Origin of the sequence: Pseudomonas sp. KCJK9058 (genome assembly GCF_046230975.1) — a bacterium.
Lineage (GTDB): Bacteria > Pseudomonadota > Gammaproteobacteria > Pseudomonadales > Pseudomonadaceae > Aquipseudomonas > Aquipseudomonas alloputida.
In genome coordinates, this window is the sequence record NZ_JBJJLR010000004.1 from 12723 (window position 1) to 28546 (window position 15824).

9 protein-coding genes are annotated in these 15824 nt (G+C 63.5%); 3 read left to right on the top strand and 6 right to left on the bottom strand.

The annotated features are described in order from the left end of the window. Nucleotides 1–114: 114 nt before the first annotated feature. The 5 genes from dbpA to ACK59Z_RS04025 form a co-directional block, all read right to left on the bottom strand. Nucleotides 115–1452, bottom strand: coding sequence for an ATP-dependent RNA helicase DbpA (gene dbpA, locus ACK59Z_RS04005; RefSeq protein WP_230065385.1), 1338 nt, complete (start codon nt 1450–1452; stop codon nt 115–117). 112 nt (nt 1453–1564) lie between these two features. After that, nucleotides 1565–2992, bottom strand: a complete 1428-nt coding sequence (gene mdtD / locus ACK59Z_RS04010) for a multidrug transporter subunit MdtD (protein ID WP_003249408.1) — start codon at nt 2990–2992, stop codon at nt 1565–1567. Between the two features lie 109 nt (nt 2993–3101). Then, the gene (locus tag ACK59Z_RS04015; RefSeq protein ID WP_409292451.1) at nt 3102–4421 is read right to left on the bottom strand and encodes a TldD/PmbA family protein; all 1320 of its coding nucleotides are present in this window, start codon (nt 4419–4421) and stop codon (nt 3102–3104) included. Beyond that, the gene (locus ACK59Z_RS04020; RefSeq protein ID WP_409292453.1) at nt 4421–5863 is read right to left on the bottom strand and encodes a TldD/PmbA family protein; all 1443 of its coding nucleotides are present in this window, start codon (nt 5861–5863) and stop codon (nt 4421–4423) included. Before ACK59Z_RS04020 ends, ACK59Z_RS04015 begins: the two co-directional genes overlap by 1 nt. A gap of 31 nt (nt 5864–5894) precedes the next feature. Continuing rightward, nucleotides 5895–7697 carry an acyl-CoA dehydrogenase gene (locus ACK59Z_RS04025; protein ID WP_409292455.1) on the bottom strand — a complete coding sequence of 601 codons (1803 nt, stop codon included), beginning with the start codon at nt 7695–7697 and terminating at the stop codon, nt 5895–5897. 142 nt (nt 7698–7839) lie between these two features. On the opposite strand from ACK59Z_RS04025, the gene ACK59Z_RS04030 reads away from it, so the two are divergent. Then, entirely contained in the window at nt 7840–8523 is a 684-nt protein-coding gene (locus ACK59Z_RS04030) for a hypothetical protein (protein ID WP_108191662.1), read from the top strand. Between the two features lie 564 nt (nt 8524–9087). Here ACK59Z_RS04030 and putA read toward each other — a convergent pair. After that, on the bottom strand, nt 9088–13041 hold the full coding sequence (putA, locus tag ACK59Z_RS04035; protein WP_409292457.1) for a trifunctional transcriptional regulator/proline dehydrogenase/L-glutamate gamma-semialdehyde dehydrogenase: 3954 nt from the start codon (nt 13039–13041) through the stop codon (nt 9088–9090). A gap of 355 nt (nt 13042–13396) precedes the next feature. On the opposite strand from putA, the gene putP reads away from it, so the two are divergent. Then, the gene (gene putP, locus ACK59Z_RS04040; RefSeq protein WP_003249420.1) at nt 13397–14875 is read left to right on the top strand and encodes a sodium/proline symporter PutP; all 1479 of its coding nucleotides are present in this window, start codon (nt 13397–13399) and stop codon (nt 14873–14875) included. Between the two features lie 106 nt (nt 14876–14981). Continuing rightward, nucleotides 14982–15818 carry a 23S rRNA (adenine(2030)-N(6))-methyltransferase RlmJ gene (locus ACK59Z_RS04045; RefSeq protein WP_003249430.1) on the top strand — a complete coding sequence of 279 codons (837 nt, stop codon included), beginning with the start codon at nt 14982–14984 and terminating at the stop codon, nt 15816–15818. Nucleotides 15819–15824: the final 6 nt, after the last annotated feature.

Here is a 15824-nt window from a genome sequence, read left to right on the forward strand (position 1 = left end):
ACCTTCAGATTGAAATGCTGAACCCTGTGGGAGTGGGATCACCCGCGAATGCGACGATGCATTTACTGCCGCGTTCGCGGGTAAACCCGCTCCTACAGGGGGCTTTGCCTGGCTTTAGATAATGCGGACTTTCAGGGCGCGACCCTTGATCTTGCCGCTGTTCAGTCGCTGCATGGCTTGCTTGGCCAACGCCCGCTCCACGGCCACAAACGCCTGGAAGTCGAAGATGGCTATCTTGCCCACTTGCTTGCCCGGGATGCCGGCATCACCGGTCAGGGCCCCCAGAATGTCGCCAGGGCGCAGCTTGTCCTTGCGGCCAGCGGCAATGCACAGTGTGGTCATCACCGGCAGCAGGGGCTCGCCGCCCTTGTTTTTCAGGCTGTCCAGCTGGTCCCAGCGCAGCGGGCTCTTCTGCAGCGCTTCGATGGCCTGGGCGCGGTGGCCTTCGGCCGGTGCCACCAGGCTGACCGCAACGCCTTTCTCGCCGGCGCGGCCGGTACGGCCCACGCGGTGCACGTGGATTTCCGCATCACGCGCCAGCTCCACGTTGATGACCATGTCCAGGCCGTCGATGTCCAGGCCGCGCGCGGCCACGTCGGTAGCCACCAGCACCGAGCTGCTGCGGTTGGCGAACATGGTCAGCACCTGGTCACGGTCGCGCTGCTCCAGGTCGCCGTGCAGGGCCTGGGCGACGATGCCCTTGGCGGTCAGGTGGGCAACCACGTCCTCGCATTGCTGCTTGGTGAAGCAGAACGCTACGCACGATTGCGGGCGGTAGTGGCCGAGCACGCGGGTGACGGCTTCCAGGCGTTGCTGCGGGTCAATCTCGATGAAACGCTGCTCGATCTGGTTGTCGGTGTGCAGGCTCTCGACCTTGACCTGCTGCGGGTTGCGCATGAAGTCGGCGGCCAGTTGCTTGATGCCGGCCGGGTAGGTGGCGGAGAACAGCAGGGTCTGGCGGCGCGACGGGGTCTTGCCGATGATGCTGGCGATGGCGTCGAAGAAGCCCATGTCGAGCATGCGGTCGGCTTCGTCCAGCACCAGGGTGTTCAACCCGTCCAGGACCAGGGTGCCTTTGTCCAGGTGCTGCTGGATGCGCCCTGGGGTGCCGACGATGATGTGCGCGCCGTGCTCCAGCGAAGCGATCTGTGGGCCCAGCGAAACGCCGCCGCACAGGGTCAGGATCTTGATGTTGTCCTCGGCACGGGCCAGGCGGCGCAGCTCCTTGGCCACCTGGTCGGCGAGTTCGCGGGTAGGGCAGAGCACCAACGCCTGGCAGCCGAAATAGCGCGGGTTGATCGGGTTGAGCAGGCCGATGCCGAAGGCGGCAGTCTTGCCGCTACCGGTCTTGGCCTGGGCGATCAGGTCCTGGCCTTTGAGGATGACAGGCAGGCTCTGGGCCTGGATCGGCGTCATCGAGGCATAGCCAAGGGCCTCCAGGTTGGCCAGCATGGCAGTGGACAGCGGCAAGGTGGCAAAGGCGGTGGATTCGGTGGTCACGAGGCGGGCCTGCGGTGCGAAGCGAAAAATGCCGCATAGTCTACCAGCCTCGTGGCCATTCGCCCTACGACTCCATGTGTTGTTCCGGACGACGGGCACGCCTTCCGTCCGTCGGCGCCAGCTGCAGGAAGATCGCCGCTGCCAGCATGGCCATTACACCGATGGTGACGAAGGTCAGCTGGAACGCGCCCAGGGTGGTTTCCACGCCCTCGGCGCTGCCTGCCGCAGTAAAGCCGCCCAACAGTGCGCCGGCGCAGGCCACACCCAGGCTCAGCGACAGCTGCGCGACCACCGACAGCAGGCTGTTACCGCTACTGGCGCTGGCGTCGTCGAGATCGATGAGCGTCACTGTGTTCATCGCAGTGAACTGCATGGAGTTCACTGCCCCCAGAAGGCCAAGTTGCACCAACAGCAGCCAATAAGGGGTCTGCTCGTCCACCAGACCCAGGCTTGCCAGCAGGATGCCCAGCAGCAAGGTATTACCGGTGAGGATGATGCGATAGCCGAACCGTTCGATCAGCGGTCGGGCAATGGATTTGGCCAGCATGGCCGCCGCCGCCAGCGGGATCATGCTCATGCCTGCCTGGGCGGGTGAGTAGCCCAGCGCGACCTGCAGCAGCAACGGCACCAGGAACGGCAGCGCGCCGCTGCCCAGGCGGGCGAACAGGTTGCCGAGGATGCCGATGGCGAAGGTGCGCACGCGGAACAGGCTTGGCGAGAACAGCGGCTCCGGGTCGCGCCCGGCGCGCAGCCAGTACGCGGCCAGGCAGGCCATGCCGGCGAACAGCAGCAACATTACCCGCAAGTGCGGCAGGTGCAGCTCGCCCAGGCCTTCCATGGCAATGGTGATCAGTACCATCGCTGCGCCGAACAGCAGGAAACCAGGGCCGTCGAAGGTGGTGCGCTCGGCGCCGCGCAAGTCCGGGATGAACTTCCACACGGCAATGCAGCCAAGCAGGCCGACAGGCAGGTTGAGCAGGAAGATCCAGTGCCAGCTGAGGATTTCCACCAGCCAGCCACCGACCGTTGGCCCCAGCAATGGCCCGAGCAGGCCGGGGATGGTGATGAAACTCATGATCCGCACCAGCTCGCTGCGTGGGTAGGCGCGCAGCACCACCAGCCGCCCGACCGGCAGCATCAGCGCACCGCCCAGGCCTTGCACTACGCGGGCGAAGATCAGGAAGCCAAGGCTGTTGGCCGCGGCACACAGCAGCGAGCCAAAGCTGAACAGCAAGATAGCGCTGAAGAAGATGCGCTTGGTGCCGAATCGGTCGGCGATCCAGCCTGAGGCGGGGATCAGCAGGGCCACGGTGAGCATGTAGGCAATGATCACACCCTGCATGCGCAAGGGGTCTTCGGCCAACGAGCGGGCCATGGCCGGCAGCGCCGTGTTGAGGATGGTGCCGTCCAGGGACTGCATGAAGAAGGCGATGGCCACCACCCAAGGGATCCAGCGGGCGGTGACGGGGTCCAGCGGGGTGCGTTCGGGCATGACGTCCTCGTTTGTCAGTGCCGGCCCTTTCGCGGGTAAACCCGCTCCTACAAGGGTTACGCGTTCCTTGTAGGAGCGGCTTTAGCCGCGAAAGGGCCGGCAAGTCCAGTCACAATGTCAGGGTCAGGCCTTTGACCAGTGCCCCGGGCAAATGACTCGACCCGGTACTGCGCTGTCCATAAGTATTGGTCGACAGGATCATCTCGCGCTCTTGGGTCAGGTCCTCCAGCTGGCTGCCCAGCAAGCTGTACAAGCTGTCATCGAAGCGCATGGTACTCACCGGCCCCTGGATCTGCCCGTCTTCTACCCAGAAAGTGGCGAAGCGGGTCAGCCCGGTCATGCGCGCCGCTGGCAGGTCTGAGTAGTTCAGGTACCACAGGTTGCTGATGTACAGCCCGGTGCCTAGACGCTCAAGGATCTGCGCACTGGCCAGATTGCCCGGCGCCAGGCTGAGCGCACAGGGCGACTCGTAGCCGTCGGCGCCATTGGCCTGCAGCTCGAACTCGGCCGCACTGCGCGCACTGATCAACCGCTGCCGGGCCTCGCCTTGCTGGATCAGCGGCACATCCAGGCGCGGCGCACCTTCATCGGAAAATGCCGGGCTAAGCGAGCCGCTGACCTGCTCGGTAAAACTGACCAGCGGGCTAAGCCGTGCATCGCCGTTGTACAGGCGCTGCAGAGCGCTGTTGCCAGTGGCCAGGGCCTGCGCGGAAAAGCCGCCCCAGCACAACATGCCGGCGACTTCGTCCATGGCCGCAGGTGCAAGGTAGGCGCGGTAGGTGCCGGGCTTGAGGGTAACTGCCGGGCGGCCGAGGAAACCCAACTGCTCTCGTGCTTGGCGCAGGCGTGCGGTGAAGTCGTCGGCACTCCAGGCCTGGCCGGCATAGTTGGCCTTCACTGCCTGGCCATTATCGTGGAACAGGCTCCAGTCGACGTTGAAGCTGTTGGCCTGGTGCCAGCCGAAGGCGCCGAACGAGCTGGCGAAGCCGCGGCATACCGGGCCGGCGGCGTAGATGCCGACCAGGTCCAGGTCACCTGCTTCACGCTCAAGCAGGGCCAGTACTTCGTTCAGTGCGGGCAGGGGGTGTTCCTGCAGGCTATGGCTGTGCCAGGCGTTTTCGTCCAGGCGCAGGTAAGGGTCGAGTGCCAGCAGCGGCAAGGTCTGGCGCAGCTGCTCGAGCGCAACGTTCAGGCGCTGGCGATCCAGTTGCAGGTCGCCACTCAAGGTTACCTGCTGCTCCGCCTGGCGCCCATCGCGCACCAGCCGCAGTTGCGCGCTGGCCTGGCTGACTTCGCCGGCCTGTCGCACCTTGGCATGGTTGAAACGCACGAACTGCGATTGCTCGGCACTGTAACCGAGGGTGAACTGCTCGCCCGCCTGAAGGGCGGCGTGCACCTCCCCGACCAGGGTTTCGAACGCGTGCTTCATCAGGCGTCTCCTCCGAATACATCGATCTGGCGGAACACACAGGCCGGCGAGGCGTGGCCGACCCGCACCACCTGATTGGGTTCGCCCTTGCCACAGTTGGGCGTGCCCAGCACCTGGAAGGTACTGTGGTCGCCAACCGCCGACAGGTTGCGCCAGAACTGCGCGGAGATGCCGCGGTAGTTGGGGTTCTTGACGATGCCCTTGAGCTCGCCATTTTCAATCAACTGGCCCCATTCGCAGCCGAACTGGAACTTGTTGCGCGCATCGTCGATGGACCAGGAACGGTTGGTACGCATCAGGATGCCCTGCTCGATGCCTCCGACCAGTTGCTCGAAAGACTGGTCGCCCGGCTCGATGTTGAGGTTGGCCATGCGGTCGATCGGCGCGCGGTTCCAGCCGCAGGCACGGCTGTTGGCCACGCCGTCCAGGCCGGAGCGGAACTGCGACAGCGCGCCACCCAGCGGGCGCAGCAGCAGGCCGTCGCGTATCAGGAATGCTTTGCTGGCCGGGGTGCCGTCGTCGTCATGACTGTAGCTGGCCAGCTCTTCGCCAATGGTCGGGTCGAAGGTCACGTTCAGCAGGCTGGAGCCGTACTGCAGGTGGCCGAAGTCGCTGGCTTTGACGAAGCTGGTGCCGGCGTAGTTGCGCTCGTCGCCGAGAATGCGGTCCATCTCCAGCGGGTGGCCGATGGATTCGTGAATCTGCAGCATCATCTGGTCCGGCATCAACAGCAGGTCGCGCGGGCCACTGGGGGTGTTCGGTGCCAGCAGCAGTTGCAGTGCTTCGTCGGCCACCCGGCTGGCCGCGCCGACCAGGCCGCAGCGCTCGATGATCTCGAAACCACCCTGTTGGCCGAAGTTGTCGCGGCCCAGGCTGCGGCTTTGGCTGTCCTGGCCGTCGCTGGCGGTCACCCCCAGGCCCGGGAACAGGAAGCGCTGGGCATGGCGCAGTTCGGCGCCGGCCGAGTTCAGGTAGGTTTGCTCGACCAGGCTCAGCCCCAGGCTGGCCTGCCAGTCCACCAAACGGCTGTCCTTGGGCACGCTGGCCGATTCGGCGGCGAGCAGGCCAAGGCAGTCGGCGAGGCTGGGCACGGGTTGGTCGAAGTTGGGCGAAACATGGTCGTGGCGTGCACTGGTTACGGCGTGTTCGCGCAGGTCCAGCAGGCTGTGCCGGGCGATCTGCCGCGCCAGCGCCTCGGCTTGCTCAAGGGCGCGCTGCAGGCCAGCCTGGGACAGGTCGGCGGTGGCAGCGTAGGCCTCCACGCCATTGACCCGCACGGTGAGCATGGCGCCCTCATCCTGGCTGAAGAAGGGTGGTTCGGCGACGTTGCGGCGAACCGAAAGCGCCTGGTGAGACTGTTTCACATGGCGCAGGGAAAACAACTCGGCCGTACTGCGCAGCGCAGCAAAGCGCTGGCGCAGCAGGGCGCTGGAATCGAACATGCGGATGCCTCCGTGTACACGGTGGCTCCCCCTAGAACCACCCGTCTTGCATGCCGAGGCAGGTATCGTCGTGTGCCTCGAGCAATGCCAGCTCATTATGGCAGCCCGGTACTTCCCAGGTCAGGAAATAACGCGCAGCTTGCAGCTTGCCGAGGTAGAAGTCGCGATCAGCAGCGGTTCCCTTGAGCAGACCAAGTTCGGCGTGAACCGCCTGCTCCAACCAGCGCCAGCCGATCACGCAGTGGCCGAAGGCCTTGAGGTACAAGGCAGAGTTGGCCAAGGCATCAGCGACTTTGCCTTGGGCGAGGTCACCGAGCAGGACCAGGGTGACCCCCTGCAGGCGGTTGGCCAGTTGCTCCAGCGGCTGACGCAGTGGGTCAAGGTTCGGGTGATGGCTGGCACGTTCGCAGGTGGTGGCGATCAGGCGGATCAGCTGCTTGAGGCCGGCACCATTGTGCTGTGCCAGCTTGCGACCGAGCAGATCGAGCGACTGGATACCCTCGGTACCTTCGTGGATCGGGTTCAAGCGGTTGTCACGGTAGTACTGCTCCACCGGGTATTCGCGGGTGTAGCCGTGGCCGCCAAGAATCTGGATCGCCAATTCGTTGGCCTTGAGGCAGAACGCCGAGGGCCAGGATTTGACGATCGGGGTCAGCAGGTCGAGCAGGTCCTGCGCCAGTTTGCGGGTGTTTTCGTCAGCGGCCGTATGGGTGTCGTCGAACAGGCGCGCGGCGTACAGGCCCAGGTCAAAGGCGCCTTCTACGTAGGCCTTCTGCGCCAGAAGCATGCGCTTCACATCCGTGTGCTCGATGATCGGCACCGCCGGGCTGTGTGGGTCCTTGTTGTCTGGCAGCCGGCCCTGCGGCCGCTGGCGAGCGTATTCCAGGGAGTAAAGGTAGCCGGCGTAACCCAGCATCACCGCGCCCATGCCTACGCCTATCCGCGCCTCGTTCATCATCTGGAACATACAGGCCAGGCCTTGGTGCGGCTGGCCGACCAGATAGCCGACGCACTGGCCATTGTCGCCGAAGTTCAGCGCGGTCGAGGTGGTGCCGCGCCAGCCCATCTTGTGGAACAGCCCGGCCAGCAGCACATCGTTGCGCGGGCCACGGCTGCCGTCCGGGTTTACGTGGTACTTGGGCACGATGAACAGCGAGATGCCTTTGACCCCGGGCGGGGCGTCCGGAAGCTTGGCCAGCACCATGTGCACGATGTTTTCCGACAGTTCGTGGTCGCCGCCGGAAATGAAGATCTTGTTGCCTTTGAGCCGGTAGCTGCCGTCGCCTGCTGGTTCGGCGCGGGTGCGTATGTCGGCCAGCGACGAGCCGGCGTGGGGTTCGGTCAGCGCCATGGTGCCGAAGTAGCGGCCCTCGATCATCGGTTGCAGGAACAGGCGCTTCTGTTCATCGGAGCCGAAGCTCTCGATCAGGTTGGCCGCGCCCATGGTCAGGAACGGGTAGGCCGTGGTGCCGGCGTTGGCGGCTTGGAAGTGGGCGAAGCAGGCTTGCGAGACCAGGCTGGGCAGCTGCATGCCGCCGACCTCGAAGTCCCGGTTGGCGTTGAGGAAGCCGGCTTCGAGGAAGGCATCGACGGCGGGCTTCACCTCGGGAATCAGCTCGGCGCGGCCGTCCACGTAGCGTGGTTCGTTTTCGTCGGCCTTGCGGTTGTGCGGGGCGAAATACTTTTCGGCGATGGTGCGGGCGGTGGTCAGTGCCGCATCGAAGGTTTCACGGCTGTGCTCGGCGAAGCGCGGGCGCTGGGTCAGGGCTTCGGCGTCAAGGACTTCGTAGAGCTCGAAGGCGAGGTTGCGGGGGCTGAGCAAGGTCTCGGGCATGGTGGCGGTCCTGAGGCGGGATGCTGCGAGTGTAGGAGCGTGGTGAGACTGGGGACAGGTTAATAGGTTTGCGTGATATGGGTTGAGAACGCCGGGAAGCCTGCCGGTTATTGGTGAAACCAACGCAAGGTCAGGTCGTGTAATGCCTGCTCGGGAGAATATGGAGACGTTTCCCGCAATCCAGATCGGAAATGGACTGCTGCGGATCGAATATCAGTTGGCCTTGAATGTGCGTTTTGGTGTTCACAAGGAAACGTTTCAGATGAGTGATGCCCACCACGCTGACTTGGCTGAGGCCAACGGCAACCAGGTTCCGTTCTTCGTAGTCTCACCCATGAAATTTGGTGTAATGAATTTCTTTACCTTGGGCTTCTACTGGGTTTACTGCTTCTATCAAAGTTGGAGTCTGCATAGAGAGAAAACGGGAGAGCGCGTAAGTCCGTTCTGGCGAAGCGCTTTTGCAGTGTTCTTCATCTATCCATTATTGAGAAGGGTAAATGACCATATTCGCGACTCAGGTAAAACCTATCCGTGGTCCATCCTGGGGCTCACGCTGGGCTATTACGGTTTTTGCGTTGTCTGGGTGGTTGCCAGCGTCGTGTTGGAAGGCCAGCTGTGGCCGGCCTATTTTGCGGGCTTAGCCATTCAGGCAGCTTGGCTGATCATTCTGGTGTTCATGCAGAAGGGCATCAATTTCTGTGCGGGTGACAAAGAAGGGAAGGCCAACAGCCGGTTCACGCTGGCCAATTGGCTTTGGATGCTGCTGGGTATTGCGCTTATGGCAGCACAGCTGTTTGCTTTGATTGCGCTTTCACCAATGGTTTGAGCAATTTTTGGCCGAAGCTCTGTCGGAGGGGAGCTCCGGATAGTCCCCGATCCACACCGCGCTTCCGCTTTCCTTGAAGACAATACGATGCTGGGGTAGAAGCCTCCTGCAAGGCTATTTTATATGTCTGTCTGGACGGGTCCTTTCGCGGGTAAACCCTACAGCGGCCTGTGTCCAACCCCCGACCTGTGTCCGGCACTGATCCGGTGTATTCGCGGGTTTACCCGCGAATACGGTGGTGGCGGCAACGGTGAACGACGGGTAGAAACTGGCCGGCAGGTCCGGCCTCTTCGCGGGTGAACCCGCTCCTACACGACGGCCTGTGTCCATCCACCGACCTGTGTCCGCCACTGATCCGGTGTAGGAGCGGGTTTACCCGCGAAAGGACCGGCCCAGGCAGCCGAGAAATTCCAGGGGATAAACGGTAACAACAGAAGACACCCAAGTCACCGTTGGCATGACCACGTTCTGGTGAGCACCTGTTAGTCCAGCCCCTGCTTCAGGACATGTACGCATAAAAAAGGAGAGCCGAGGCTCTCCTTCTTCTTCAACAACCCTCAGCCATTAGCCAATGGTCATCAGGCTGGCGTTACCGCCTGCCGCTGCAGTGTTCACGCTCACCGCGCGCTCGATGACCAGGCGCTCCAGCGCAATCTGGTGATCACCGCTGGACAGCCCGTGCACCCCAACGATCGCCCCGGCTCGCTTGGCCACCTGCTGGCATACGCCGCGCAGTTGGTCCGAGTCGCCATGGTGGATCACGGCGTCGAACGCTACTTCATCCTTGTTCCAGTCCGCGACCAGCTTCACCTTGGCCTGCAGCTCACGCGGCAGGCGGGCGCGCAGGGCCTTGCCCGGCTCACCGTCAACCCACACCGCCGAGCTGCCAACGGCCAGTACTGCGGCGAACTGCGCCAGCAGGTCGGTTTCGTTGTCGGCCAGGCACAGCACGTGCTCACGCGGCAGAATGGTGTAGCTGTTGCGCTCGCCGGTCGGGCCAGGCAGCAGGCGGGCGATGCCGCTCTGCGACTGGCTGGCGAACTGGCTGCACAGCGCGGCCAGGTCGGCCAGCTGGTTGTTCTCGGCCCAGGCCTTCAGGCCGTGCAGAGGTTTGACCAGCTGTTCGTGCAGGGTGCGATCCGGCTTGCCTTCGCCGTCCTGCTGCTGGAAGTGGCGGCCGATGGCGTCGGCCGGGCGGGTCGACAGCAGGCGGTAGAGGTACAGCGGGCCGCCGGCTTTCGGGCCGGTACCCGACAGGCCTTCACCACCGAACGGCTGCACGCCCACCACTGCACCCACAATGTTGCGGTTGACGTACATGTTGCCGGCGTTGGCGGTTTCCACCACCTTGGCGATGGTCTCGTCGATACGGGTGTGCACGCCGAGGGTCAGGCCGTAGCCAGAGTTGTTGATCTGCTCGATCAGCTGGTCCAGATTGCGGCGGTTGTAGCGCACCACGTGCAGCACGGGGCCGAAGATTTCGCGCTTCAGCTCGTCGAAGCTGTCCAGCTCGATCAGGGTTGGCATGACGAAGGTGCCACGCTTGATCTCGGCAGCATCGGCAATAGCGACTTGGTAGACCGGGCGGCCTTTCTCGCGCATGCCCTGGATGTGCTTCTCGATGCCAGCCTTGGCTTCGGCATCGATCACCGGGCCGATGTCCACGGCCAGGCGGTCCGGGCAGCCCAGGCGGCTTTCAGCCATGGCGCCCTTGAGCATCTCGATTACGCGGTCGGCGGAGTCTTCCTGCAAGCACAGTACGCGCAGGGCCGAGCAACGCTGGCCGGCACTGTCGAAGGCCGAGGACACCACGTCGATCACGACCTGTTCAGTCAGTGCCGAGGAGTCGACGATCATCGCGTTCTGGCCGCCGGTTTCGGCGATCAGCGGGATCGGGCGGCCCTGGTTGTCCAGACGGCCAGCGACGTTGCGCTGCAGCAGGCGGGCCACTTCAGTGGAGCCGGTGAACATCACACCTTTGACGCGTTCGTCCCCGACCAGGCCGGCTCCGACGGTTTCACCGCGGCCAGGCAGCAGCTGCAGCACGCCTTCTGGGATGCCAGCTTCCAGCAGCAGGCGCACGGCCTGGGCGGCGATCAGTGGGGTTTGCTCGGCAGGCTTGGCCAGTACCGGGTTGCCGGCAGCCAGGGCTGCGGCCACCTGGCCGGTGAAGATCGCCAGCGGGAAGTTCCATGGGCTGATGCACACCACAGGGCCCAGTGGGCGGTGGGCGTCGTTGCTGAAGTCGTTACGTGCCTGCACCGCGTAGTAGCGCAGGAAGTCCACGGCTTCACGCACTTCGGCAATGGCGTTGGCGAACGTCTTGCCGGCCTCGCGGATGAGCAGGCCCATCAGCGGCTGGATCTCGGCCTCCATCAGGTCGGCGGTGCGCTCCAGAATGGCAGCACGCTCGGCTGGTGGGGTGGCCTGCCAGATCGGTGCGGCGTTCAGTGCGCACTGGATGGCGTTGTCCACGTCGGCAACGGTGGCCTCCTGCACATGGCCGACGACGTCGCGGTGGTCAGCCGGGTTCAGCACCGGTGCGGCAGCGCTCTCGCTGGCGGCGCAGGCCAGTAGCGGGGCAGCCTTCCAGTCATTGTGAGCGGTGGCCAGCATGGCGCAGGACAGCGATGCCAGGCGGTGTTCGTTGGCCATGTCGATACCGGCCGAGTTGGCCCGTTCGGTGCCATACAGGTCGCGCGGCAGGGGAATGCGTGGGTGCGGCAGGCCGATACTGCCTTCCTGGGTACCCATGCGCTCGATGCTGGCCACCGGGTCGGCGACCAGTTCCTGGATGGAAATCGAGTGGTCGGCGATGCGGTTGACGAACGAGGTGTTGGCGCCGTTTTCCAGCAGGCGGCGCACCAGGTAGGCCAGCAGCGTTTCATGGGTGCCGACCGGTGCATACACGCGGCACGGGCGGTTCAGCTTGCCATCGGCAATCTTGCCGACCACTTGCTCGTACAGCGGCTCGCCCATGCCGTGCAGGCACTGGAACTCGTACTGGCCCGGGTAATAGTTCTGCCCGGCAATGTGGTAGATGGCCGACAGGGTGTGGGCGTTGTGGGTGGCGAACTGCGGGTAGATGGCTTCTGGCACGGCCAGCAGCTTGCGGGCGCAGGCGACGTAGGACACGTCGGTGTACACCTTGCGGGTATAGACCGGGTAGCCTTCCAGGCCTTCGACCTGGGCACGCTTGATCTCGCTGTCCCAGTAGGCGCCTTTTACCAGGCGGATCATCAGGCGGTGGCGGCTGCGCTTGGCCAGATCGATGACGTAGTCGATCACGTACGGGCAGCGCTTCTGGTAGGCCTGGATAACGAAGCCGATGCCGTTCCAGCCAGCCAGGGATGGCTCGAAGCACAGGCGTTCGAGCAGGTCCAGCGAAAGCTCCAGGCGGTCGGCTTCTTCGGCGTCGATGTTAAGGCCGATGTCGTACTGCTTGGCCAGCAGGGTCAGCGACAGCAGGCGCGGGTACAGCTCTTCCATCACGCGCTCGTACTGGGCGCGGTTGTAGCGCGGGTGCAGTGCCGACAGCTTGATCGAGATACCTGGGCCTTCATAGATGCCACGGCCATGCGAGGCCTTGCCGATCGAGTGGATGGCTTGCTCGTAGGACGCCAGGTACTTCTGCGCGTCGTGCTCGGTCAGTGCGGCTTCGCCGAGCATGTCGTAGGAGTAACGGAAGCCTTTGGCCTCGAAACGGCTGGCGTTGGCCAGGGCTTCGGCAATGGTCTCGCCGGTGACGAACTGCTCACCCATCAGGCGCATGGCCATGTCGACGCCCTTGCGGATCATCGGTTCGCCGCTCTTGCCGATGATGCGGGTGAGCGAGGAAGTGAGGCCGGTCTCGTTATGGGTGCTGACCAGCTTGCCGGTCAGCAGCAGCCCCCAGGTGGCGGCGTTGACGAACAGTGACGGGCTGTTGCCCAGGTGCGGCTGCCAGTTGCCGGTACTGATCTTGTCGCGGATCAGCGCATCACGGGTACCTTTGTCGGGGATACGCAGCAGGGCTTCGGCCAGGCACATCAGCGCCACGCCTTCCTGAGACGACAGCGAGAATTCCTGCAGCAGGCCCTGGACAATACCGGCACGGCCGCCGGCGCTTTTCTGATTGCGCAGCTTTTCGGCAATGCCCGCGGCCAGCTTGTTGGTGGCTTCGGCCAGTGGCGCGCTCAGGCGCGCCTGCTCCAGCAGCATCGGCACCACTTCCTGCTCCGGTCGGCGGTAGGCCGCGGTGATCGCCGAGCGCAGTACCGACTGCGGCAAGATGCTTTCGGCAAATTCGAGGAAGCACTGGTGGCTGTGGTCGGCCTGGACTTCACCGGCATCGTCGGCCAGGTTGCTGACATGACCGTTGAGTTCGGTCAGGGTGGCGCCACCCTCGAGCTTCTCCAGATAGTTGAAGATCGCTTGCTTGATCAACCAGTGCGGCGTGCGGTCAATGGACTGCGCAGCTGCTTTGAGTCGCTCACGGGTCGGGTCGTCGAGTTTGACCCCAAGGGTGGTAGTCGCCATTTCTTATCCTCGTTATTGCCACGGTTGTGGCCTAAGCTGGCGTCAAGAGTATCTGTAGGACAATTCGGGTGCAACCAGGTGCAACCCTAATTTTTCGTGTGGAAGGTGCAACTCGTCCGACAGCTATTCCCATACCCTGAAAAGGGGCGTTTTCGGTGCGATTTATTCTGAAAACTCGGTTTTTTGCTCCTGAAAGGAGCAAGAAGCGGGCTTTGTCGGAAAATGCACGGGTAGGTGCAACTTGCAAAAGAAAAATGGTTGCACCTTCTTTGCGTTGTTGCATAGCATTCGCCGCCTGGGTGCAACCGCCATCGCTGTGGTTGCGCATGATAAAAACAAACGCCAGGGCACACGCATGGGCAATCCACTAACGATCACCTTCGTGATCTACATCGCAGCAATGGTGCTGATCGGCTTCGCCGCCTATCGCGCTACCAACAACCTTTCCGATTACATTCTGGGCGGTCGCAGCCTCGGTAGCGTGGTTACCGCGCTGTCTGCCGGTGCCTCCGACATGAGTGGCTGGCTGCTGATGGGCCTGCCCGGTGCCATCTACTTCGCGGGCCTGTCCGAGGCCTGGATCGCCATCGGTCTGACGGTGGGTGCCTACCTGAACTGGCTGTTCGTGGCCGGCCGGCTGCGCGTGCAGACCGAGCACAACGGTGACGCGCTGACCCTGCCGGACTACTTCTCCAGCCGTTTCGAAGACAATACCGGGCTGCTGCGTATCATTTCCGCCATCGTCATCCTGGTGTTCTTCACCATCTACTGTGCCTCCGGCATCGTGGCCGGTGCCCGTCTGTTCGAGAGCACCTTCGGCATGTCGTACGAAACCGCTTTGTGGGCTGGTGCAGCGGCGACCATCGCCTACACCTTCGTGGGTGGCTTCCTGGCGGTGAGCTGGACCGATACCGTACAGGCTTCGCTGATGATCTTCGCGCTGATCCTGACCCCGGTAATCGTGCTGATCTCCACCGGTGGCTTCGACCAGACCTTCGCCGCTATCGAGGCGGTGAACCCGGCGAACTTCGACATGCTCAAGGGTGCCACCTTCATCGGCATCATCTCGCTGATGGGCTGGGGCCTGGGTTACTTCGGCCAGCCGCATATCCTGGCGCGCTTCATGGCCGCTGATTCGGTGAAGTCCATCGCCAAGGCGCGCCGCATTTCCATGACCTGGATGATCCTGTGCCTGGCGGGTACCTGCGCCGTTGGCTTCTTCGGCATCGCCTACTTCTCGGCTCATCCTGAACTGGCAGGCCCGGTTAGCGAGAACCACGAACGTGTGTTCATCGAGCTGGCCAAGATCCTGTTCAACCCATGGATTGCGGGTGTCCTGCTGTCGGCCATCCTGGCCGCAGTCATGAGTACCCTGAGCTGCCAGCTGCTGGTGTGCTCCAGCGCCCTGACCGAAGACTTCTACAAAGCCTTCCTGCGCAAGAATGCTTCGCAGGTCGAACTGGTGTGGGTCGGCCGTCTGATGGTGCTGGCCGTGGCCCTGATCGCCATCGCCATGGCCTCCAACCCGGAAAACCGCGTGCTGGGCCTGGTGGCCTATGCCTGGGCCGGCTTCGGTGCCGCCTTCGGCCCGGTGGTGCTGATTTCGGTGCTGTGGAAAGGCATGACCCGTAACGGTGCGCTGGCTGGTATCGTGGTGGGTGCGCTGACGGTGATCCTGTGGAAGAACTTCGACACCCTCGGGTTGTACGAAATCATCCCGGGCTTCCTGTTCGCCAGCATCGCCATTGTTCTGGTGAGCAAGCTGGGCAGCCCTTCGCAGGCGATGGTCAAGCGCTTCGAAGCAGCTGATGCGGCGTATCACGCCGACAAGTAACACCCGTTGAATTGGCGGTGCCTGCTTTGCGGGTGCCGCCAATCAGCAGCCAGGCCTGACTCCGCCTGCAAGGCAAGGTAAACTTGCCGCCTTCGCAGGAGTTGCCATGAACTATCGTCACGCCTTCCACGCCGGCAACCACGCCGACGTCCTCAAACACATCGTGCTGACCCGCCTCATCGCCCTGATGTCGCGCAAGGAGCAGCCGTTCGCCTATATCGATACCCACGCAGGGCTCGGCCTGTACGACCTGCAGGGCGATCAGGCAAGCCGTACCGGCGAGTACCTGGAAGGCGTAGCCCGCCTGTGGAATCGCGATGACCTGCCGGCCATGGCCGACGACTACCTGCGCATCATCAAGCGCCTGAATGCCGATGGCGAGCTGCGCTACTACCCGGGGTCGCCCGAACTGGCCCGTCGCCTGATGCGCCAGCAGGACCGCGCCCTGCTCAACGAGAAGCACCCCGAAGACGGGCCGCTCCTTAAAGAAAACATGAAAAAAGACCCGCGCGTGACCGTGCACCTGGGTGAAGGCTGGCATGTGCCGCGGGCCTTGCTGCCGGTGCAGGAAAAGCGCGCGATCATGCTGATCGACCCGCCGTTCGAGCAGGCCGATGAGCTCAAGCGCTGCACCACTGCCATGAAAGAGGCGATCGGCCGCATGCGCCAGACGGTTGTGGCCATCTGGTACCCGATCAAAGACCAGCGTTCGCTGACCCGCTATTACCAGGACCTGACCAGCACTGGCGCGCCGAAACTGTTGCGGGTTGAGCTGTATGTGCATCACCAGGACAGCCCTCAGGGGCTGAACGGCTCTGGCCTGGCCATCGCCAACCCGCCGTGGGGGCTGGAGGATGAACTTAAGGAGCTGCTGCCATGGCTGGCCAAAGAGCTGGCACAGACCGCCGGCAGTTACCGCATGGACTGGCTGATCGCCGAGTAAACCTGT

Excerpts from the sequence above, each read along its gene's own strand:
- dbpA (WP_230065385.1), bottom strand. The coding sequence starts at position 1,452 with ATGCTGGCCAACCTGGAGGCCCTTGGCTATGCCTCGATGACGCCGATC.
- mdtD (WP_003249408.1), bottom strand. The coding sequence starts at position 2,992 with ATGCCCGAACGCACCCCGCTGGACCCCGTCACCGCCCGCTGGATCCCT.
- ACK59Z_RS04015 (WP_409292451.1), bottom strand. The coding sequence starts at position 4,421 with ATGAAGCACGCGTTCGAAACCCTGGTCGGGGAGGTGCACGCCGCCCTT.
- ACK59Z_RS04020 (WP_409292453.1), bottom strand. The coding sequence starts at position 5,863 with ATGTTCGATTCCAGCGCCCTGCTGCGCCAGCGCTTTGCTGCGCTGCGC.
- ACK59Z_RS04025 (WP_409292455.1), bottom strand. The coding sequence starts at position 7,697 with ATGCCCGAGACCTTGCTCAGCCCCCGCAACCTCGCCTTCGAGCTCTAC.
- ACK59Z_RS04030 (WP_108191662.1), top strand. The coding sequence starts at position 7,840 with ATGCCTGCTCGGGAGAATATGGAGACGTTTCCCGCAATCCAGATCGGA.
- putA (WP_409292457.1), bottom strand. The coding sequence starts at position 13,041 with ATGGCGACTACCACCCTTGGGGTCAAACTCGACGACCCGACCCGTGAG.
- putP (WP_003249420.1), top strand. The coding sequence starts at position 13,397 with ATGGGCAATCCACTAACGATCACCTTCGTGATCTACATCGCAGCAATG.
- ACK59Z_RS04045 (WP_003249430.1), top strand. The coding sequence starts at position 14,982 with ATGAACTATCGTCACGCCTTCCACGCCGGCAACCACGCCGACGTCCTC.